This window comes from Halopseudomonas maritima, from assembly GCF_021545785.1.
GTDB lineage: Bacteria > Pseudomonadota > Gammaproteobacteria > Pseudomonadales > Pseudomonadaceae > Halopseudomonas > Halopseudomonas maritima.
The window spans coordinates 2,053,007-2,073,772 of the sequence record NZ_CP079801.1 but is presented as its reverse complement, the minus strand read 5'-3'; the positions used below and the strand labels follow the sequence as shown (position 1 = coordinate 2,073,772).

The following is a 20,766-nucleotide window of genomic DNA, read 5'->3' as shown; positions in this document are numbered from 1 at the left end:
ATGCCTGTACCCGATATTTTCCTGCAGGGCGTGGCGCGCGGCTGGCAGGTTATTGATGCCCGTGAACTGGATAGCGACCGTGAGCTTGAAGCAGACGTCATCATCATTGGCACTGGCGCCGGCGGCGGCACCAGTGCCGAAATTCTCGCCAACGCCGGCCTGCGTGTGCTGCTGGTGGAAGAAGGCTCACTGAAGACCTCCAGCGACTTCAAGAACGACGAAGGCAAGGCTTACGCCGAGCTGTACCAGGAGGGCTCGGCGCGGGCCACCGGCGACAGTGCCATCGGCATCCTGCAGGGTCGCACCGTTGGCGGCACCACCACGGTAAACTGGACCAGCAGCTTCCGCACACCCGATCCAACCCTGGCGCACTGGGCCGCCGAGCACAATGTGAAGGGGCTCGACAGCGCCAGCATGGCGCCCTGGTTCGCCAAGATGGAGGAGCGCCTGGGCGTCGCGCCCTGGGCGATACCGCCCAACGCCAACAACGACGTGATTCGTCAGGGTTGCGAACAGCTCGGTTATCACTGGAAGGTCATTCCGCGTAACGTGCGCGGTTGCTGGAATCTGGGTTACTGCGGCACCGGTTGCCCGGCCAACGCCAAGCAGTCGATGCTGGTCACCACGCTGCCAGCCGCCCTGGACAAGGGCGCCGTGCTGATACACAGCGCCCGCGCCGAACGCCTGGCGTTCAGCGGCGACCGCGTCAGCGCCGTGCAGTGCCGCGCGATGGACGCACACCTCAGCCGCCCGAGCGGTCACCGGCTGACCCTGCGCGCGCCGCATATCGTGCTGGCCGGCGGCGGCATCAACAACCCCGGCCTGCTGCTGCGCTCCGAAGCACCCGACCCGCACCAGCGCGTCGGCAAGCGTACCTTCCTGCACCCGGTCAACCTGACCCTGGCGCAGTACGATCGCGACATCCACGGCTATTACGGCGCGCCACAATCCATCTACTCCGACCACTTTCAATGGAACCAGGGCACCACCGGTCCGATGGGCTACAAGCTGGAAGTCCCGCCCATGCAGCCAAGTATCACCGCCACACTGATGGGCGGCTTTGGCATGCAGAGTCTGCAGCGCATGGCGGCGTTACCGCAGAGCAACGTGCTGCTGGCGCTGCTGCGCGACGGCTTCCACGAACAAAGCCAGGGCGGCAGCGTCAGCCTGCGCGACAATGGCGATCCGGTACTCGACTACCCGCTCAACGACTACCTCTGGGATGGCGCGCGCCGCGCCTACCTGAGCATGGGCGAGGTCCAGTTTGCTGCCGGCGCCAAAGCGGTGATGCCCAGCCACGCCCACGGGCGCCTGAGCACCAGCTGGGCGGACTTCCAGCAGCAAGTTGCCGAGCTGTCCTACCGCGCCCACGATGTGCGCCTGGCCAGCGCGCACGTCATGGGGGGCTGCGCCATGGGCGAAGATCCGCAAACCGCCGTGGTTGATAGCCGGGGCCGACATCATCAGCTGGAAAACCTGTCGATCCTCGATGGCTCGCTATTCCCCACCAGTATCGGCGCCAACCCGCAGCTGTCGATCTATGGACTGGTTGCCCGGCTGGCCAGCCAACTGGCCGAGGAATTGTCCTGAACGCCAGGAAGATACGCTGATCCGTGCCGCCCGTCCCCGGCGGGCGAGCGGTTCACAGCTGGGTTTTCGATGGTCGTTGAGCTACCATTTGCCTCTCTACCACCCGCTGCAGGACCCGCTCAGGCATGAACACCGTACTCTATCCCGGCACCTTCGACCCCATCACCAAGGGCCATACCGATCTGGTCGAGCGCGCCGCGCGGCTGTTTGACCGCGTGGTGGTGGCTGTCGCCGCCAGCCCGAAAAAGAATCCCGCCTTCACGCTGGAACAGCGCGTCGACATGGCCAAGACCGCACTGGGTCACCTGCCCAACGTCGAAGTAGTGGGCTTCTCCTCACTGCTGGCGCACTTCGTAAAAGAGGTAAACGCCAATGTGCTGCTGCGCGGCCTGCGTGCGGTCTCCGACTTCGAGTACGAATTCCAGCTGGCCAACATGAACCGGGTGCTGGCCCCCGACGTGGAAAGCCTGTTCCTGACGCCGTCCGAAAAATACTCCTACATCTCCTCCACCCTGGTGCGCGAGATTGCTGCGCTCGGTGGCGACGTGACCAAGTTCGTTCACCCGGTGGTCAATGAGGCGCTGACCGAGCGCTTTAGCCGCTGAGGTCGCAGGAGCCAGCATGTCACTGATCATCACCGACGACTGCATCAACTGCGACGTCTGCGAGCCGGAGTGCCCCAACGGCGCCATCTCCCAGGGCGAAGAGATCTACGTTATCGACCCCAACCTGTGCACCGAGTGCGTCGGCCACTTTGACGAGCCACAGTGTCAGCAGGTGTGTCCGGTCGACTGCATTCCGCTCGACCCCGACAACGTCGAAAGCCAGGACGAGTTGATGGACAAGTACAAGATCATCACAGGTCAGGGCTAAGCGCATGCTGACCCGCCTGTGCCAGCCCCTCAGCCTCGGTGTGCTGCTGTTGTGCAGCGCCCCCCTGCTGGCGGCGGACGGCCCGGGCCGCAGCGCGGTCGCCAGCGCCCACCCGATGGCCACCGACGCTGGCCTTGAGATCATGGCCGACGGCGGCAATGCCTTCGATGCCGCGATTGCGGTAGCCGCCACCCTGGCGGTGGTCGAACCCTACAGCTCCGGTATTGGCGGCGGCGGTTTCTTCCTGCTGCGCCAACCCGGCAACAGCGACCAGCCCTACCGCTTTATCGACGCCCGCGAAACCGCGCCAGGCCAGGCTGGCCGCGATCTCTACCGCGACGCCAGCGGTGAGGTGCAGCGCGACCCGGCCATCAATGGGCCGCTGGCAGCGGGTATTCCCGGCATTCCGGCAGCGCTGGTTCATCTGGCCGAGCACTACGGTCGCCTGCCGCTGGCGCAATCCCTTGCCCCAGCCATTGAAGCTGCCGAGAACGGCTTCCACAGCAGCGAGCACTACCGCACGCTAGTCGGCTTCCGCCTGGAGACCATGCAACGCGACGCGGAAACCGCACGGCTGTTTCTGCGCGACAATCAGGCGCCCGACGCTGGCACCCTGATTAGCCAACCCGAGCTGGCCGCCACCCTGCGTGCCATTGCAAAGGACGGCCGCGACGGCTTCTACCGCGGCCCGGTCGCCGAGCAACTGCTGCGCGGCGTGCAGGCCGCGGGCGGGGTCTGGCAACAGGCCGACCTGGACAACTACCGGGTTATCGAACGCAGCCCCATTCGCTTCTCCAGCGGCGGGTATCAGGTCATCAGCGCGCCGCTGCCCTCGGCCGGCGGCATTGCGCTGGCCGGTATTCTGCAGGCGCTGCCCGCGCTACCGGCCAGCCCCAACGGCTCGATTCAGCAGACCCACCAGCTGGTTGAGCTGATGCGCCGCGTCTACCGTGACCGCGCCATGCTGCTGGGCGACAACGACTTTGTGCCCGTACCGGTGGCCGAGCTGACATCCAAGGCCTACGCCGTGGCCATGGCGCAGGACATTGACCCCGAGCGCGCCACCCCGAGCAGCGAGCTGGGGCCGCTGCGCGACTTCCACGAAGGCACCAACACCACCCATTTCTCGCTGCTGGATGCCGACGGTAACGCCGTTTCAGCCACCCTGAGCATCAACCTGCCCTTCGGCGCGGCCTTTACCCCGCCCGGCACCGGCGTGCTGCTCAACAATGAAATGGACGACTTTGCCGCCGACCCCAGCGGCAGCAACGCCTACGGCCTGGCCGGCAGCGAGGCCAACGCCATCGCCCCCGGCAAGCGTCCGCTGTCGAGCATGACCCCGACCATGCTGGAAAACGACCAGCAGCTGGCCCTGCTCGGCACCCCCGGCGGCAGCCGCATCATTACCATGGTGCTGCTTGGCACGCTGGAAGCCATGCATGGCGAGCCAGTCGAGCGCTGGGTCAGCCGCCCGCGTTTTCACCACCAGTACCTGCCGGACCATATTCAGGTAGAAGACGCTGCCTTCGATACCGACCAACAGGCGACCCTGCAGGCCATGGGGCACCAGATCAAGCCGGTTGGCCGCGACTACGGCAATATGCACGCGGTGTCCTGGGACAAGGCAGGCAACCGTGTGTCGGCCGCCAGCGACCCGCGTGGCATCGGCAGCGCCCAACTGGGTGAGCCCCGCATGCAGGCAGAAAAAAGCCGGGAGTAGTCACCCACTCCCGGCTGTTCAGTTCACACCATTTGCTCAGCCCGTCCAGCCCACTACCTGGGCATAGATGACAAAGCACAGGGAAATGCCGATCCAGATGCCGAACAGCGGCAGGAAGAAACGCACCCAGCGATCCCAGGTGACGCCACCCAGCGCCAATGTCGCCATGAAGTAGCCCGAGGTCGGATACAGGATGTTCGACAGGCCGTCACCCAGCTGGTACGCCAGTACCGCCGTCTGACGGGTGACACCAATCAAGTCGGACAGCGGCGCCATGATCGGCATGGTCACCAGCGCCTGGCCACTTCCGGACGGAATCACAAAGTTGAAGCCCACCTGAGAGATGAACATGCCAACGGCTGCCAGCGTCTCGGGGAAGGAGCCAACCAGATTGCCCAATCCGAACACCAGGGTGTCCATTACCTGACCCTGCTCCAGCATCACCGCCACAGCCCGCGCCAGGCCGCAGATCATGGCGCCGACCAGCACTTCACGGAAGCCGCGATTGAAGGCCTCGCAGATAGTGCCCAGCGACAGGCCGGCGATCATGCCCACAGCCACACCCATGATCACGAACAGACCGGCCATTTCCATCATGAACCAGCCGCGCGTCAGCACGCCCCAGACCATGATCGCGAAAAAGCCCAGTGCTGAGATGCCCGCCCAGAACTGGCGAGGGGTGAAGTGCATCGGCTCACCGATATCCTCGTGCTGGTAATGGCGGCGCTTTTCGGCTTCCTTGCTGTCACCCGCCATCAGGCTCAGCGCCGGATTGGCCCGCACCTTCAGGGCATAGCGCGTGATATAGAGCACACCAGACCCGACCAGCAGCAGGAACAGCAGCGAACGCAGACCCGCACCGGAGTAGATCGGCACTTCGGCAATCATCTGACCCAGCCCGGTGTTGATCGGGTTGAGCACACCGGAGGAAAACCCGGCCGTGGTGGCCAGCAGCGCGACACCCACAGCCGTAATACTGTCAAAACGCAGGGCGATCATCAGCGGCAGAATAACCGGCACATAGACCAGCGCCAGCTCCTGCGTCCCGATCAGGGTAGCAACAACCGAGAAGGTAACCATCAGCACCGGCAGAATAAGCACCGAGCGGTTGGCAAAGCGGCGGGTCAGCTTGTCCACCGCGATATCGATCACGCCGGTAGTGCGAATGACCATGAACATGCCGCCAATGATGAAGGTGAAAAACACCACCATGGAGGCATCGACTAGGCCTTGCGGAATCGCCAGCATGAATTGCTCCAGGCTGACCGGGGTAGCTTCAACCTGGCGATAACTCTCGGGGTTGATCGCGACCCGACCGTTCTCCAGGGTCACCCGGTCGTACAGGCCCGCAGGAATAAAGTGCGTGAGCACCGCTGCGATAGCGGTAAACACAAAAAGGATGACGTAGATGTGCGGCATCTGAAAGCCGACCCGCTCTTCGGCGATAGCGTCGCCCTGTTCTACATTATTGGTATCGGCCACGTGGCTCTCCGCTCGCTCGGTTGTATCAAGGTGAACGGCAATACTGCTGCAAAAAAACGGAAACCTTAATAGTCGAGCACCCTGCATGCCGTCAGATTAGTCCAATTGATGCACCATAATTGCACACGCCCATGATCTGGGCGCTCAGCAGCACACGTCAGCAACGCCCCAGACGCCTGTCGCCAGACAAACGGCGGGGGCACAACACCATTTCATCGTAAAAGCCGAGAGTTTCTTTTCCGATTCCTGTATATTAACCGCCTGTTTTTTCCACCCGGCTATCAGAGAGTGCCATGACTGATCTATCCCTCTACCGCAATATTGGTATCTTCGCCCACGTTGATGCCGGTAAAACCACTACAACTGAACGTATCCTCAAGCTCACCGGCAAGATCCACAAGCTGGGTGAAACACACGAGGGTGAGTCCACCACCGACTTCATGGAACAGGAAGCCGAGCGCGGTATTACCATTCAGTCCGCTGCTGTCAGCTGCTTCTGGAAAGGCCACCGCTTCAACGTCATCGACACCCCCGGCCACGTTGACTTCACCGTAGAAGTATATCGTTCGCTGAAAGTTCTCGACGGCGGCATCGGCGTATTCTGTGGTTCCGGCGGCGTTGAGCCCCAGTCCGAAACCAACTGGCGCTACGCGAACGACTCCAAAGTTTCCCGTCTGATCTTCGTCAACAAGCTGGACCGTATCGGTGCAGACTTCCTGCGCGTAACCGAGCAGGTCAAGAGCGTACTGGGCGCCAAGCCGCTGATCATGACCCTGCCGATTGGCCGCGAAGACACCTTCTCCGGTGTGGTTGACCTGCTGACCCGCAAAGCCTACATCTGGGACGAGACCGGTCTGCCGGAAAACTACAAGGTCGAAGACGTGCCGGCCGACATGGCTGACGACGTCGAAACCTACCGCGAGCAGCTGATCGAAAGCGCCGTGGAAATGGACGACGACCTGATGATGGCCTACATGGACGGCGAAGAACCGGCCATCGACGACATCAAGCGTTGCATCCGCAAGGGCACCCTGGAGCTGGCGTTCTTCCCGACCTACTGCGGTTCCGCGTTCAAGAACAAGGGCATGCAACTGCTGCTCGACGCCGTTGTTGACTACCTGCCGTCGCCGACTGAGGTTAACCCGCAGCCGCTGACCGACGAAGAAGGTAACCCCACCGGTGAGCACGCTATCGTCTCTGCCGACGAGCCCTTCCGCGCCCTGGCCTTCAAGATCATGGACGACCGTTTCGGCGCCCTGACCTTCTGCCGCATCTACTCCGGTAACCTGAACAAGGGTGACACCATCCTCAACTCGTTCACCGGCAAGACCGAACGTGTTGGCCGCATGGTAGAAATGCAGGCGGACGAGCGTAACGAACTGACCTTCGCTACCGCAGGCGACATCATCGCCATCGTCGGCATGAAGAACGTTCAAACCGGTCACACCCTGTGTGATCCGAAGAACCCCTGCACCCTGGAAGCGATGGTCTTCCCCGAGCCGGTAATCTCTATCTCTGTTGAGCCGAAAGACAAGGGCTCCACCGAGAAGATGGGTGTTGCCATCGGCAAGATGGTTGCAGAAGATCCGACCTTCCGCGTTGAAACCGATCCGGATTCCGGCGAAACCATCCTCAAGGGCATGGGCGAGCTGCACCTGGACATCAAGGTCGACATCCTCAAGCGTACCTACGGCGTTGAGCTGGTTGTAGGTCAGCCGCAGGTTGCCTACCGCGAAACCATCACTCGCGAAGTTGAAGACAGCTACACCCACAAGAAGCAGTCGGGTGGTTCTGGTCAATACGGTAAGATCGACTACGTCATTCGTCCCGGCGAGCCGAACTCCGGCTTCACCTTCAAGTCCAGCGTTGTTGGCGGTAACGTACCGAAGGAATTCTTCCCGGCTATCGAGAAGGGCTTCGCCTCTCTGATGGGCACTGGCCCGCTGGCTGGCTTCCCGGTTCTGGACGTTGACTTCGAGCTGACCGACGGTGGCTTCCACGCCGTTGACTCCTCGGCCATCGCGTTCGAAATCGCCGCCAAGGGTGCCTTCCGTCAGTCCATGCCCAAGGCCGGCCCGCAGCTGCTGGAACCGGTCATGAAGGTGGACGTGTTCACCCCCGAAGACCACGTTGGTGACGTCATCGGTGACCTGAACCGTCGCCGTGGCATGATCGCTGGCCAGGAAGCCGGTGTAACTGGCGTACGCATCAAGGCCGATGTACCGCTGGCAGAAATGTTCGGCTACATCAGCACCCTGCGTACCATGACCTCCGGTCGTGGCCAGTTCTCCATGGAGTTCTCGCACTACTCCGCGTGCCCGGCCAACGTTGCCGAGACCGTGATCGCCAAGGAGAAAGAGAAGCGCGCTGCCAAATAAGGCTCGCGTTACTCTGCACCGAAAAACGCCTGATGCTCTGCATCAGGCGTTTTTTTATGGGTTATCGGGAATCAGCAAGGAGCGATACCTCCAGCGGCGCGCCTCCCTACTTTTGCGCTGCTAGTCCATCCTGTTGCAACCCAGTATCTTCGGCATCGTGCTGGTGCTAAGTCCGCCTTTCGCCTTTACTTAGCAATCCCCCGGGGCACCCGGCTACGCGGCCCTTCGGGTTCGCTGCGTTGCTCGGTTGGGCGGGGGTGGCCGGCTAGGTAGCGGCAGAACTCGTCGCTACGCTCCTCAGACATGCTGCCGCTCTTTTTCCCGCCAGCCCTGCGCTACTCGCCCGCGTAAACGGGACGAAACCCGGGTGCACACCCCACCATCCGAGCATTCGGCAAACTGTTTTAGCGCAATGGGCTAGGAAGGCATGCCACAACCCCAACAACACTCAGGCCTCGGCAAGGTCCGCCGGAATACTCAGGGCGTCGTGGGCGGCGCGCAGGTTGGCGCTGGACTCCAGCAGGTAGTGCAGGTCATTCAGCAGGCTGGTGGCCTGCCAGCCGTCCAGTTCGCCGGCGCGCAGCTGCTGGTTCAGGCGCTGCTCAAACTGGCTGCGGAACAACTGCTGCTGGTCCACATAGGCTTCCGAGCGCTGCTGCTCGGCCGCGACAGACAAACCATCGGCGTCACGCCGGGCCTGGTCGCTGAGCAGCAAGCGCCCCTGCTCGCGCAGCTGGCGGTAGCCCTCGCGCAGCGCCGGCCGCGCACTGTCGATATGCTTGCGCAGATTGCTCTGCAGGTGCTTGGCCGCCTTCACCGCCTCCACCAGGTCCCGCGCTGCCAGATTCAGCTGCATCAGCGCCTGCTGCTGTGCTGGCAGGGTCTCGCAGTCCAGATGACTGAGAAAGTCGATGATGTCGGCGTAGATACCCTTGATGTGCTGGTGATAAAGCGCATCAGCGTCTTCACGCTCGGCCAGCGGCGGCACCGGCAAGGGCTCACTGAGTGCGCGCTCACGGGTCATGTCCTGACGAAACTCGGCGGGCAGATAGAGTGCCGACGCAATCACCTGCCGACTGGTCGCCGCCAGATGCCCCAGCTCCTGCTGCAACACCTTGAGCGCAGTGTCGGCATGGCGCCGCGCCGCCTCATCCAGATACAGGGCGTGAGAGCGCGGCTGCTCGGCCAAATCCTCACCAGACACCAGTGCCGGAGCCGGTAGCCAACGCTGCAGCAGGCGCACCAGAGTCGGCACCAGCGGCAGCATCAACAGCAGACCGAGCAGATTGAACAGCGTGTGGAACAGCGCCAGCTTCAGGGTATGGGCGCCCGCATCGATACCCAGGTCGTCAGCCAGCTGATCGACCAGACCCGCCAGCAGCGGCAGGATGCTGAGCGCCACCAGAGCCGTCAACACATTGAACAGAATATGGGCTGCGGCCAGCTGCCGACCGGCGTTATTGGCACCCAATGCGGCAATCAGCGCGGTTACCGTAGTGCCAAGGTTGGCCCCGACCGCCATCGCCAAGGCATTGTGATAATCAAGCTGCCCGCTTGCCAGCGCCGCCAGGGTGATCATCAGCGTGGCGTGACTGGACTGCATCAATACCGTCGCCAGAGTGCCCAGCAAGGCGTAGAGCACAATGCCCTGCCAACCCTCGACCTGATAGGCCGCCAGCTCGAATACCTGATCCAGCCCGGCAAAACCGGCCTTCATCTGGTCGATACCGAGAAACAGCAGACCGATGCCCAGCAGCACCTGTCCGGTACCGCGCCAGCGCGCCTGACGGTTGCGCTCCAACACCACGCCAAACACCAGCAGCGGCATGCCAACCTGCGCTAGATCCAGCTTAAGGCCCACCAGCGCAATCAGCCAGGCGCCCGTGGTGGTACCGAGGTTAGCGCCAAAGACGATGCCGATACCCGCCGTCAGGCTAATCAGCCCGGCGCTGAGAAAGGCGATACTGAGTAGCGTCACGAGGGAGCTGGATTGCACCAGCGCGGTACTCAGGGTACCGAAGGTGAGGCTTTTCCAAAGCCGGTCGGTGCTGACTGCCAGCCAGCGTTCCAGCGCACCACCGGTGAAGGCGCGAAAGCCATCTTCCAGATAGCGCATGCCCAGCAAAAACAGCGCCACGCCGGCGACCAGCAGCGCCAGTGGCGGGCTTCTGAGAAACAGCAACACCACCAGCGCCAGCCCGAGCAACAGCCCGAGCGGGCGCAGCAGCGGCACCAGCTTGCTACTCAGGCGCACCTCAGCGATGCTGCCACCGTGTTGGCTGCAGCCTGGCCCACCCTACTGCGCCGACCCGTTGCATGGCTCAGCCGTGCGGGTCGATCAGCGCACTTCGTCCTGCTGCTTGCGGCCATAACCGGCGCGGCTGCAGCCCAGACAGCGTACAAAGGTCTCTTCGGCCGGGCGAATTACCAGCTCGTGACCGGCCTCACCCACGTTGCCACCCATGGCGCTGAACGGCAGGCTGACCAGGAAGGCGCCCGCGCCAACCAGCGTCACACCCAGCAGCAGCGGGCGAGCGATGACCAGATCCCCGACCATGGCAAAGTAGCCCGGCTCGTCCTGGTGGTATTCGTTATAAGAGTCCGCAGCCATGACGCTGGCGCTCATCAGCAGGCCGGCAATAAGTGCGGTGGAATGACGTAACAGGCGCATAGTTAATCCCTGGTTGTGGCCCGAAAGGCATTGATTATCTCGCCCGCCCAATTCCTCTGGGCCGTCGGCGTCCCTTGCATTGTAGGCACAATCACGCGAATACGGAACGCACCCGCCTGCAAATCACCCACCTCAGCGCTGACAGTTGCGACAGAATACCGAACTGCGCTGCCCCAGACGGACCTCGGAGAGGGTCGTGCCGCACTGTTTGCACAGCTGCCCGCCGCGTCCGTAGACGAACAATTCCTGCTTGAAATAGCCCGGCTGCCCGTCACCCCCAACGAAGTCACGCAGTGTGGTGCCGCCACGCTCGATGGCGGCTGCCAGAATGCGCTTGATCTCCTCGGCAAGGCGCTGATAGCGCTGGCGGCTGATGCGCCCGGCCTCGCGGCGCGGATCGATGCCGGCGGCAAACAGCGCCTCGCTGGCGTAAATGTTGCCCACTCCCACCACGATCGCGTTATCCATGATGAAGGGCTTGACCGCCGTCCCCTTGCCACGCGACAGCTGATACAGCCGCTCGCCGTCGAAGGCGGCCGACAGCGGCTCGGGCCCCAGCTTGCCAAGCAGCGCGTGGGGCTCGTCAGCACGGGCCCAGAGCAGCGCACCAAAACGGCGCGGGTCGGTGTAGCGCAGCGCCATGCCCGACTCCAGTTCGATATCCACATGATCGTGCTTGCCGGGCGGTGTGCCGGCGGGCACCAGACGCAGGCTCCCCGACATGCCCAGGTGACCAATCAGAGTGCCGCCGCCAATGCGCATCAGCAGGTATTTGGCCCGCCGCTCGATGGCGTCAAAGCGCTGCCCTTCGATCTGGATCGCCAGGTCTTCGGGGATCGGCCAACGCAGCCGCCGCTCACGCACCACCAGACGGCGCACCCGCTGGCCCTGCAAATGGGGCGCTATACCGCGCCGCGTCGTTTCGACTTCAGGTAATTCAGGCATCTCAGCTTTGCTGCAAGTAGGTAAAGAAAATCAGCAACAGCAGCAGCGGCATGACACTGACGACAAAGCGCCCGTTCCAGCCGAAGGCCACCCGGTAGGGCGACTCGCCACTGTAGCGCGACAGGATAAGGGTGGACGGCCCAAAGGGCGAGAAGATCATGGCCAGTGAGAAGCCGCACATCAGCCCCACCGCCGGCGTCATGATCGGCACACCAAGATGGGCCAGCTGCGCCAACAGGCCTGCCGTCAGCGACAGCGAGACAATCGGCGCCAGCCCCAGCACCGCCAGTACGATGGTGCTGAACAGCGCGCCAATGGCCAGCAGTACGTTGTACTTGGGCTCCTGAGCCAGCCAGGCGGCAATCTCCTCCAACGGCGCCACCGCGCCCAGCACGCCGCCAAGCAACGCCGCGCAGCCAAAAATGAACATCTCGTTGTGCATGCTGACCATGTTGCCGGTGACTTCCTCCAGCACCTGCCCCGGCGAGCGTTCGCGCCACAACAGATAGCTGATCACCCCGGCAGGCACCAGCACCATCGCCGCCTGGGATGCGCCGAGATCGGTCACTGAGGCCAGCAGACCGATAGCGCCCAGCCCCAGCAGGCTGCCAATCAGCAGCTGCGGCATGCCGTCGGCCTTGCTGGTGTCGCCAATATTGTCGCGCAGCGCCAGCAGGCCGGTGGTCTCCCTGCGCCAGCCCACCACGATCATCATCAACGCAGCCACCGCGCCGTAGGGCACCATGGTGCTCCAGGACTGCTCCGGCATCTCGCGGGAGATAATGGCGATGGTCACGCTGGTAGGTGCCAGCAGGGGCACCAGGGCAAAGCCCCGCAGGGTAGTCACCATCACACTGCGCAACCCGTCGCGACGCTGTTCGGCGCTCAGCGGGTAGCGCTTGAGGTGCTCGCTCAGGGTGCCGCAAAGCAGGTTCATCATGCCGAAATTGAGGATCGAGCCGATACTGCCGGCCGCCAGCACATAGCGCGGATAGAGGATCACCTTGGAGCCTGACAGCAGCGCCTTGTGCAGCTCGCGCAGCTGCGGCAGCCGCTGGGCCAGCAACTGCATCAGCCCCAGCGCACCAAGGAAGCTGGTGTAGTAGGCCACCGAGCTGGCCAGCTTGGGCCACAGCGACGCCTCCGGGCGGGCAAACCAGAGCGCCGCCACCAGTACCGCCAGGGTAGCCAAGCCCAACCAGCGCGGATAAGGATTCAACCGCCGGAAAAACAGCAGAAAATAGACCACAAAGGCCAGTGCTGCCGCCCAGCTCAGCTCAGGCAGATGAGCGAGCAGCGCGCCCAGCTCCAGCGCCACCCCGAGGGGCAGCAACCACGCCGGGGTCACGGCAGGTCCTTGCGGTAGGCGCCCTTCTTGAATACGCCCTCGCCAAAGCCGATCAGCTTGTCATCCTGATCCAGCAGGTCACAGCTAGCCATGAACACCTTGTGGCCAGCGCTGCGGCAGCTCGCCACTGCACGCACGCGCGTACCGACCGGTGCGGTGGAGGTGAAGTTGGTGTTCAACGACAGGGTGATAGCCACCCGGCGGTCTTGCGGCGACGCGGCCCAGGTGCCGCACAACCCCATGGCGATATCCAGCAGGCTCGCCGTGACACCGCCGTGCAGCGAGCTGGCATTGTTCATGTGCTTGTCGGTCAGAGTCAGGCCAACGACTGCGCGCCCCTCGCTGTACTCTTCCAGTTCAGCGCCCAGTTCCTGAAAGAAACCGGTCACGGTGCGGGCAATGGCCTGACGTTCTGCTTGATTCACGGGTGCGACACCTTTTATTCACTACACTCGATGGGCGATGCGGTCGGGATACTCGACTGCGGGCAGACGACGACCAGCTTGCATGGCGCAAGTATGGCACGACAGTGCCGATGCAGACTGTCGCCAAACTTGCACTCCTACTGCGCAAGATTTAATCTCGCTGCACTTTAAACGAAATACCGTTTCGCCATGCGGAACAATGAGCGTACTCCAGGAGGCAAAGCATGTTCAAGCGGATTGGCGTCATCGGCGCCGGAGCCATGGGGCGCGGCATCGCGCAACTGTTCGCCAGCAGTGGTCAGCAGGTGTTGCTGTTCGATACCCGCGCAGAAGCCATCGACGACGCGCTGGCCTTCAACCGCAACCTGCTGCAACGGGCGCAGGCCAAGGGCAAGATGACCGAAGCCGAACTGGAAGCGACCATCGCCCGCATGCAACCAGCGCAGACGCTGGAAGAGCTGCAAGACTGCGATCTGGTGATTGAAGCCATCGTCGAGCTGCTGGACGTCAAACAGAAGCTGTTTGCCGACCTGGAAGCCATTGTCAGCGATGACTGCGTCCTGGCCACCAACACCTCTTCCCTTTCCGTCACCCGCATCGCCAGCACCGCGAACAAGCCCGAGCGCGTCGCCGGCTTCCACTTCTTCAACCCGGTGCCGTTGATGAAGATCGTCGAAGTCGTGCGCGGCGAGCGCACCGATGAGCGTCATATTCAGGCGCTGGTGGCGCTGGCCGAACAGGCTGGTCACTTCCCGGCGATTACCCCGGACACCCCCGGCTTTCTGGTCAATCACGCCGGCCGCGCCTTCGGCACCGAAGCCCTGCGTATCCTCAGCGAAGGCGTGGCCAGTGTGCAGCAGATCGACCGCATCCTGCGCGACGGCCCAGGCTTTCGCATGGGGCCGTTCGAGCTGTTCGATCTGACCGGTCTGGACGTCTCCCACGCGGTGATGGAATCGGTCTACGAGCAGTTCTACCACGACCCGCGCTACACCCCCTCGTTCATCGCTGCCCAGCGCGTGGCCGCTGGCCTGCTGGGTCGCAAGACCGGCCAGGGCTTCTACCGCTACGAGGACGGTCAGAAGATCGAGCAGCCCGAGCCGCAGCCAGAAACCGTGCTGATCAACCGTCCGTTCTGGCTGGAGACCGATGATGATGCGCTGCGTAGCCAGGTCGAAGAGGTACTGACCAAAGCCGGCGCCACCCTGGAAGCCGGTAGCAAGCCATCGGACGACGCCATCTGCCTGATCACCCCGCTGGGCGATGACTGCAGCACCGCCCTGACTCAGCTGGGCCTGCCGGCGGATCGCACCCTGGCACTGGACAGCTTCGCCAACTGGGACAAGCGCCGCACCCTGATGCGCCAACCCGCCGCCAGCGCCAACGTGGTCGCCCAGGCGCGCCAGGCGCTGAGCGCCGACGGCGTGCCAGTGGAAGTCATCAACGATTCAGCCGGCTTTGTTATCCAGCGCCTGATCGCCAGCGTGGTCAATCTGGGCTGCGAAATCGTGCAGAAGGGCATCACCGCGCCGCAAACACTGGACCGCGCCATTCAACTGGCGCTGGGCTACCCCAAGGGCCCGCTGGCCTTCGGCGAGCACTATGGCGAAGCCAACATTCTTGCTGTTCTCAACAACATTCAGGCCGTCTACGGCGAGCCGCGCTACCGCCCCAGCCCCTGGCTGCGTCGCCGCGTGCAGCTGGAACTGCCTTTGACTACACCCGACTTCCAGGAGTAAGAGCATGACTGCCTACATCTATGATGGTTTGCGCACCCCCTTCGGCCGCCACGCCGGCGCCATCGCCAGCGTGCGCCCCGATGACCTGCTGGCCGAGGTGATCCGCGCCGTGGTTACCCGCAACCCCTTCGACGGTGCCGACTACGAAGACGTGGTCATGGGCAACACCAACCAGGCCGGTGAAGACGCGCGCAACGTTGCTCGCCACGCCGGCCTGATGTCCGGCCTGCCGCAGGACGTGGCCGGTGTTACCGTCAACCGCCTGTGCGGCTCCGGCCTGGCGGCCATCCTCGACGCCGCTCGCGCCGTCAAAGCCGGTGAAGGCGACCTGTTCGTCGCCGGTGGCGTGGAAAGCATGAGCCGCGCACCCTTCGTTATCGCCAAGAGCGAAAGCGCCTACAGCCGCGACTTCCGCGCCTTCGACAGCACCATCGGTGCGCGCTTCCCGAACCCCAAGGTCGAGAAGCAGTTCGGCGATGACACCATGCCGCAAACCGCCGACAACGTCGCTGCCGACCTGGGTATCAGCCGCGAAGAAGCCGACACCTATGCCGCACGCAGCCAGGCGCTGTACGAGAAGGCCCGTGCTGACGGTTTCTTTGCCGAAGAGATCCACCCGATTGAAGTGTCCCAGGGCCGCAAGAAGCCCGCCAAGCTGGTCGATCAAGACGAGCATCCGCGCCCGAGCAGCGACATGGCCGCCCTGTCCGGCCTGCGTCCGCTGTTTGAAGGTGGCGTGGTTACCGCTGGCAACGCCTCTGGCGTCAACGATGGCGCCGCTGCGCTGATCATTGGCAGCGAAGCCATTGGCCAGAAGTACGGCATCAAGCCGCGCGCACGCATCCTGGCCGGCGCCGTCTCCGGTGTCGCCCCGCGTGTCATGGGCCTGGGCCCGGTTGAAGCCTGCAAAAAAGCCCTGAGCCGCGCCGGCCTGAGCCTGGACGACATGGATGTGATCGAAATCAACGAGGCTTTCGCCTCGCAGGTTCTCGGTTGCGCCAAGCAGCTGGGCATCGCCTTTGACGACCCGCGCCTGAACCCCAACGGCGGCGCCATCGCGGTCGGCCACCCGCTGGGCGCCTCCGGCGCTCGCCTGGCCCTGACCGCCCTGCGCCAGCTCGAGCGCACCGGCAAGCGCTACGCGCTGGTCAGCCTGTGCATCGGCCTGGGTCAGGGTGTGGCGGCGGTGATCGAGCGCGTTTAACGCGCTCGATCAGGCTGAAGGCTGGGGCAGTGTGTCAGAGGTTTGTGCCACCACACCGCCCGGCCACCTCCCCCTGCTTGACCTTCCAGCCTCCAGCCTTTCGCCTCCAGCCCAACGCGGTGCACAGCGCCGCGTTCTGCTTGAAGCTTGCCGCTTGAAGCTGATAGCTTCTACCCCTCATTCCCTGTCAGCGACCCTTGCATGCAGCTCAACTCCAGCCCCTTTGAATGGCTCGGCTCGGCCATCGGTACCGTGGTCCGTGTCGTGCTCGACAGCCTGATCTGGCTGTTCACTTTGCTGAGCAACGCCAGCTCAGATTTCATCAACGGGTTTTCCCGCGCCCTGGGGGTCAACAGCAACCTGCTGAGCATCGCCGCTGTCATCCTCGGCCTGTTTCTTATCTACACCGGCGTACGCGCCTTTATTCGCCGCAAGATCGTGCTGGGTATCGTCTGGGTGCTGCTCGGGCTCTGGCTGCTGAGCGCTCTGATCAAGTGACACCTGCCTGTCGCCAGGCAGGCTAGTTTTCAGCTCATAACCTAAGGAGAACACCATGGGATTTGCATTTTCCAACGACCTGGAACTGACCAGCAGCGCGTTTGGCAACAACGGCGCCATCGCCGCCAAGCACACCGGCGATGATGTCGACGTCTCTCCCGCGCTGAACTGGAAGAACGCACCAGCGGGCACCAAGTCCTTTGCCGTCATCTGCCACGATCCGGACGCACCGCTGATTTCCGCCAACGGCACCTACGGTTTTGTTCACTGGGTGCTCTATAACATTCCGGCCAACGTCAGCGCGCTGGCCGAAGGCTGCGCCGACTACACCCAGGGCGTGAACAACTTTGGCAACAGCGGCTACAACGGTCCGCTGCCGCCGGAAGGTCACGGCCAGCACAAGTACTATTTCTGGGTTATCGCGCTGGACGCTGAGCTGGATCTGCCCGCCGGCCTGACCCTGTGGCAGCTGCTGGAAAAGATTGAGCCGCACGCCACCGCAATGAACCGCCTGATCGGCACCTACCAGCGCTGATCAACGCTGTATTGGGGCGCCTGCAGCGGCGCCCCAACCTATCTCTGCACCACCCATAACAGCGGATTCACAGCATCAAACTTGCTGTTCAGTCTCGCTTATTACAACCATCATATATGCCTGATCCCGCCGTAACGGACCCTCGCCCATGACCGCCTCTGAGACCCACAGCCACGCCTTTGACCAGGCCATCAGCCTCACCGCCAAGGGCGACAACCTGTTTGCCGGTGAAGTCGGTGACCGCTATCAAAACATGGTCGGCCCCTTTGGCGGCCTGACGGCTGCTACGCTGCTGAACGCCGCCTTGCAGCACCCCGAGCGCATCGGTGAGCCGGTCTCGCTGACCATCAACTTTGCCGGACCGGTCCAACCGGGTGCCTTCGACATTGAAGCGGTGGCGCTGCGCACCAACCGCTCGACGCAACACTGGCTGCTGTTGCAGCGCCAGGACGGTGAAGTGGTCACCAGTGGCACCGCCTTTTTTGCCACTCGCCGCGAGACATGGTCCGAGCAGCAGCAGCCTATGCCGCACGCACCTGCTGCCAACAGCCTGCCGCAGTTGGTGCGGGGTGAGCGCAACTGGTTTGCTAATTACGACTTCCGCTATGTGTCCGGCCTGTTCGACCCGAGCCGCGGCGATACCAACCCGAGCGAAGCCGACACTGAAACCCTGCTGTGGACCCGCGACCACCCCGCCCGGCCCCTCGACTTTGCCTCACTGACCGCGCTGGGCGATGTGTTCGCACCGCGCATCTTCCATCGCCGCCAGCGCTTCACGCCGGCCGGCACCGTGTCACTGACCCACTATTTTCACGCCGATGCAGCGCAGCTGGCCGCCGCCGACGACCGCCACCTGCTCGGCCACGCGCGCGCCACGCGCATGCACAACAATTATTCAGATCAGATCGCGCACCTGTGGAGCGATGACGGCCAGCTGCTGCTGACCACCACGCAGGTCGCGTATTTCAAGGAATAAGGCAGGCGAGACGCCCAACCAGGCGTAGGGGCACAGCATGCTGTGCCCCGCCTCGATCAGCCCTGCAAACCGACAAACGCCTCACGCAGCGGCGCATTCAGTAGCGCGCGGGTCTCGCGGTAGGCACGCCGATCCAGCCCCGCCAGCTGACGGGTTTTGGCGCGGGCGCGCTCAAGCAACTGGTCTGCCGGCTGCAGCTCATCAAAAAAACCGGCTTCCAGCGCGCCGGCCGAGGCAAACACCTCAGCCTGCAGCACACAGCGATTGAGCCACTGCGGTGATAAACGTGCACGCGCCTGCAGCATGGCGCCAACCGGCATGGTCATGCCGATGGCGACCTCATTCAGCGACACCCGGAAGTCCCCTTCGGTACCCAACCGGTAGTCAGCCAACAGCAACATGAAGGCTGCCTTGGCCATCGCGTGGCCGGTAGCCGCAATGACGACCGGGGCCGGATAATCGAGCAGCGCCAGGGTCAGCCGATCACCGGCGGCGCGCATGGCGTCGCAGGCCGGGCCACCAGCGTCGATCAGCTTGCGGTCGTACCCGCCACTAAAGACACCGGGGCGACCGCTGATCAGCAGCGCCGCATCGGCCTCGGCCGCCTTGGCGATTGCAGCCAGCAGCTGGTCCAGCATGCTTTCTGACAGGGCATTAACCTTGCCGTCGTCCAGCTGAATCTCGGCAACGCCGTCCTGCAGGCTGAACTGCAGCGGCGCGCTCACGCCTTGGCCTCACCGCGCGCTTCGTCGCGCAGCACGCGACGCAGCAGCTTACCCACGGTGGATTTGGGCAGATCATCGCGAATCTCAACGTGCTTCGGAATCTTGTAACCGGTCAGGTTCTCGCGGCAGTGGGCAATAATCGCCGCTTCATCCAGCGCAGCATCATTCAGGCTGACAAAGATCTTGATTGCTTCGCCGGTACGCTCGTCCGGCACACCCACCGCCACGCATTCACGGATACCCGCGTGGCGCATGACCGCGTCTTCCACATCATTGGGGTAGACGTTAAAGCCGGACACCAGAATCATGTCCTTCTTGCGATCTACCAGCTTGAGGAAGCCGTCCTCGTCGAGCACGCCTACATCACCGGTTTTCAGCCAGCCGTCCGCAGAGAAGGTCGCTGCGGTTTCATCCGGGCGGTGCCAGTAGCCCTGCATCACCTGCGGCCCCTTGATCAGCACTTCACCAGGCTCACCACGCGGCGTCTCCTTGCCGTCGTCATCGACCGTCTTGACCCAGGTATCAATCACCGGCTGGCCGATAAAGCCTTCTTTATAGGGCGTCTTGGATGTCGAGGCGACTACCACCGGCGAGGTCTCGGTCAGGCCGTAGCCTTCACGTACCACACTGCCGGTGCGCGCCTGCCAGCGGCGGGCAATCTCGGTGTTGAGCGGCGCACCGCCGGAATTGACCCATTTCAGCCGGCTGAAATCGACGCTGTCGAATTCGGGATGGTTCATCAACGACACAAACAGCGAGTTGATGCCGGTCAGCAGGGTAAAGGGGTGACGCTTGAGATCACCAATCAAGCCGTCCAGATCACGCGGGTTGGTGATAAGGATGCTATGAAAGCCGGTATAAACCGATGCGATGCAGTTCGCCGTGAACGCAAAGATATGGTAGAGCGGCAACGGCGAAACACGTACCTCAGCACCGTAGTTCACGTCGCCTTCCTGCAGGATGCTGACCGCCTGCAGCACGTTGCACAGGATATTGCGATGCGTGAGCATCGCGCCCTTGGATACGCCCGTGGTGCCGCCGGTGTACTGCAGCAGCGCCAGATCGTCGAGACCGCGCTCGGTTTCGATCGGCGGCAGCTCATCACCCAGGCGCAGCGCCTGCATGAAACGCACCTCGTCGGATTCGCTGCTGTCAAACTGCGGGTTGCTGTAGTCATCCATGCTGGTGACGATCAGCGTCTCGATCTCTGTCGCGCCCTGAGTCTTGCGCACCAGCGGCACCAGCTTGTCGAGTACCACCACAGCGCGTGCGCCGGAGTCGGCGAACTGGTGACGGGTCTCGTGGTAGGTGTACTGGGGGTTGGTGTTGACGATCACCAGACCGGCGCGCAACGCGCCAAAGATGGCAATGGTGTATTGCAGCAGGTTGGGCAGCTGAATCGCCAACCGGTCGCCCGGCTCAAGACCGGCATGCTGGCGCAGATAGCGAGCAAAGGCGTCGGCACGGCCGCGCAGCTGGTTAAAGGTCAGAGTGTCGGCACCACAGGAGAACGCCGGCTGGTCGCCGTAACGGCTACAGGACTGATCGAGAATATCGAAGATGGTGGTATGACCCAGTTCGGCCAGCTGTGAGCTGACGGCGTACTGCTCAGGTGTAGACATCTCAACCTCTTTTTTTGAACTATTGTTTTGCACTG

18 protein-coding genes are annotated in these 20,766 nt (G+C 63.1%); 10 read left to right on the top strand and 8 right to left on the bottom strand.

Annotated elements, in window-relative coordinates; all coding sequences use genetic code 11:
• The 4 genes from HV822_RS09505 to ggt all read left to right on the top strand — a co-directional run bounded on the left by HV822_RS09505 (position 1) and on the right by ggt (position 4,183).
• Entirely contained in the window at positions 1-1,590 is a 1,590-nt protein-coding gene (locus HV822_RS09505; protein WP_238869760.1) for a GMC family oxidoreductase, read from the top strand.
• 125 nt (positions 1,591-1,715) lie between these two features.
• A complete protein-coding gene (gene coaD, locus HV822_RS09500; RefSeq protein ID WP_238869759.1) occupies positions 1,716-2,195 on the top strand; it encodes a pantetheine-phosphate adenylyltransferase in 480 nt (159 codons plus the stop codon).
• 16 nt (positions 2,196-2,211) lie between these two features.
• Positions 2,212-2,463 carry a YfhL family 4Fe-4S dicluster ferredoxin gene (locus HV822_RS09495; protein WP_238869758.1) on the top strand — a complete coding sequence of 84 codons (252 nt, stop codon included), beginning with the start codon at positions 2,212-2,214 and terminating at the stop codon, positions 2,461-2,463.
• A 4-nt stretch (positions 2,464-2,467) separates the two neighbouring features.
• On the top strand, positions 2,468-4,183 hold the full coding sequence (ggt, locus tag HV822_RS09490) for a gamma-glutamyltransferase (RefSeq protein WP_238869757.1): 1,716 nt from the start codon (positions 2,468-2,470) through the stop codon (positions 4,181-4,183).
• 36 nt (positions 4,184-4,219) lie between these two features.
• Here ggt and HV822_RS09485 read toward each other — a convergent pair whose 3' ends face one another.
• A complete protein-coding gene (locus HV822_RS09485; protein ID WP_238869756.1) occupies positions 4,220-5,665 on the bottom strand; it encodes a YfcC family protein in 1,446 nt (481 codons plus the stop codon).
• Between the two features lie 293 nt (positions 5,666-5,958).
• On the opposite strand from HV822_RS09485, the gene fusA reads away from it, so the two are divergent.
• Entirely contained in the window at positions 5,959-8,043 is a 2,085-nt protein-coding gene (fusA, locus tag HV822_RS09480; protein ID WP_238869755.1) for an elongation factor G, read from the top strand.
• 448 nt (positions 8,044-8,491) lie between these two features.
• On the opposite strand, the gene HV822_RS09475 is transcribed toward fusA, so the two are convergent.
• From HV822_RS09475 to HV822_RS09455, 5 genes are all read right to left on the bottom strand, one after another.
• A complete protein-coding gene (locus tag HV822_RS09475) occupies positions 8,492-10,297 on the bottom strand; it encodes a Na/Pi cotransporter family protein (RefSeq protein ID WP_238869754.1) in 1,806 nt (601 codons plus the stop codon).
• 84 nt (positions 10,298-10,381) lie between these two features.
• The gene (locus tag HV822_RS09470; protein ID WP_238869753.1) at positions 10,382-10,714 is read right to left on the bottom strand and encodes a multidrug transporter; all 333 of its coding nucleotides are present in this window, start codon (positions 10,712-10,714) and stop codon (positions 10,382-10,384) included.
• Positions 10,715-10,846: 132 nt separating this feature from the next.
• On the bottom strand, positions 10,847-11,659 hold the full coding sequence (gene mutM / locus HV822_RS09465; RefSeq protein ID WP_238869752.1) for a bifunctional DNA-formamidopyrimidine glycosylase/DNA-(apurinic or apyrimidinic site) lyase: 813 nt from the start codon (positions 11,657-11,659) through the stop codon (positions 10,847-10,849).
• Between the two features lies 1 nt (position 11,660).
• The gene (locus tag HV822_RS09460) at positions 11,661-13,007 is read right to left on the bottom strand and encodes a hypothetical protein (RefSeq protein WP_238869751.1); all 1,347 of its coding nucleotides are present in this window, start codon (positions 13,005-13,007) and stop codon (positions 11,661-11,663) included.
• The gene (locus tag HV822_RS09455) at positions 13,004-13,432 is read right to left on the bottom strand and encodes a PaaI family thioesterase (RefSeq protein ID WP_238869750.1); all 429 of its coding nucleotides are present in this window, start codon (positions 13,430-13,432) and stop codon (positions 13,004-13,006) included. The genes HV822_RS09460 and HV822_RS09455 overlap by 4 nt, the downstream gene beginning before the upstream one ends.
• Before the next feature lie 224 nt (positions 13,433-13,656).
• Here HV822_RS09455 and HV822_RS09450 point away from each other — a divergent pair, with 224 nt between their 5' ends.
• From HV822_RS09450 to HV822_RS09430, 5 genes are all read left to right on the top strand, one after another.
• Positions 13,657-15,171 carry a 3-hydroxyacyl-CoA dehydrogenase gene (locus HV822_RS09450; protein WP_238869749.1) on the top strand — a complete coding sequence of 505 codons (1,515 nt, stop codon included), beginning with the start codon at positions 13,657-13,659 and terminating at the stop codon, positions 15,169-15,171.
• A 4-nt stretch (positions 15,172-15,175) separates the two neighbouring features.
• A complete protein-coding gene (locus tag HV822_RS09445) occupies positions 15,176-16,375 on the top strand; it encodes a 3-oxoadipyl-CoA thiolase (protein ID WP_238869748.1) in 1,200 nt (399 codons plus the stop codon).
• A 201-nt stretch (positions 16,376-16,576) separates the two neighbouring features.
• Positions 16,577-16,873, top strand: a complete 297-nt coding sequence (locus HV822_RS09440) for a hypothetical protein (RefSeq protein WP_238869747.1) — start codon at positions 16,577-16,579, stop codon at positions 16,871-16,873.
• A 55-nt stretch (positions 16,874-16,928) separates the two neighbouring features.
• A complete protein-coding gene (locus HV822_RS09435; protein ID WP_238869746.1) occupies positions 16,929-17,408 on the top strand; it encodes a YbhB/YbcL family Raf kinase inhibitor-like protein in 480 nt (159 codons plus the stop codon).
• A 148-nt stretch (positions 17,409-17,556) separates the two neighbouring features.
• A complete protein-coding gene (locus HV822_RS09430; protein ID WP_238869745.1) occupies positions 17,557-18,384 on the top strand; it encodes an acyl-CoA thioesterase in 828 nt (275 codons plus the stop codon).
• A gap of 56 nt (positions 18,385-18,440) precedes the next feature.
• Here the strand turns inward: HV822_RS09430 and HV822_RS09425 are convergent, their stop codons facing one another.
• Positions 18,441-19,109, bottom strand: coding sequence for a crotonase/enoyl-CoA hydratase family protein (locus tag HV822_RS09425; RefSeq protein WP_238869743.1), 669 nt, complete (start codon positions 19,107-19,109; stop codon positions 18,441-18,443).
• Positions 19,106-20,731: an AMP-binding protein gene (locus HV822_RS09420; RefSeq protein ID WP_238869741.1), complete on the bottom strand. Its 1,626-nt coding sequence runs from the start codon at positions 20,729-20,731 to the stop codon at positions 19,106-19,108. Before HV822_RS09420 ends, HV822_RS09425 begins: the two co-directional genes overlap by 4 nt.
• Positions 20,732-20,766: the final 35 nt, after the last annotated feature.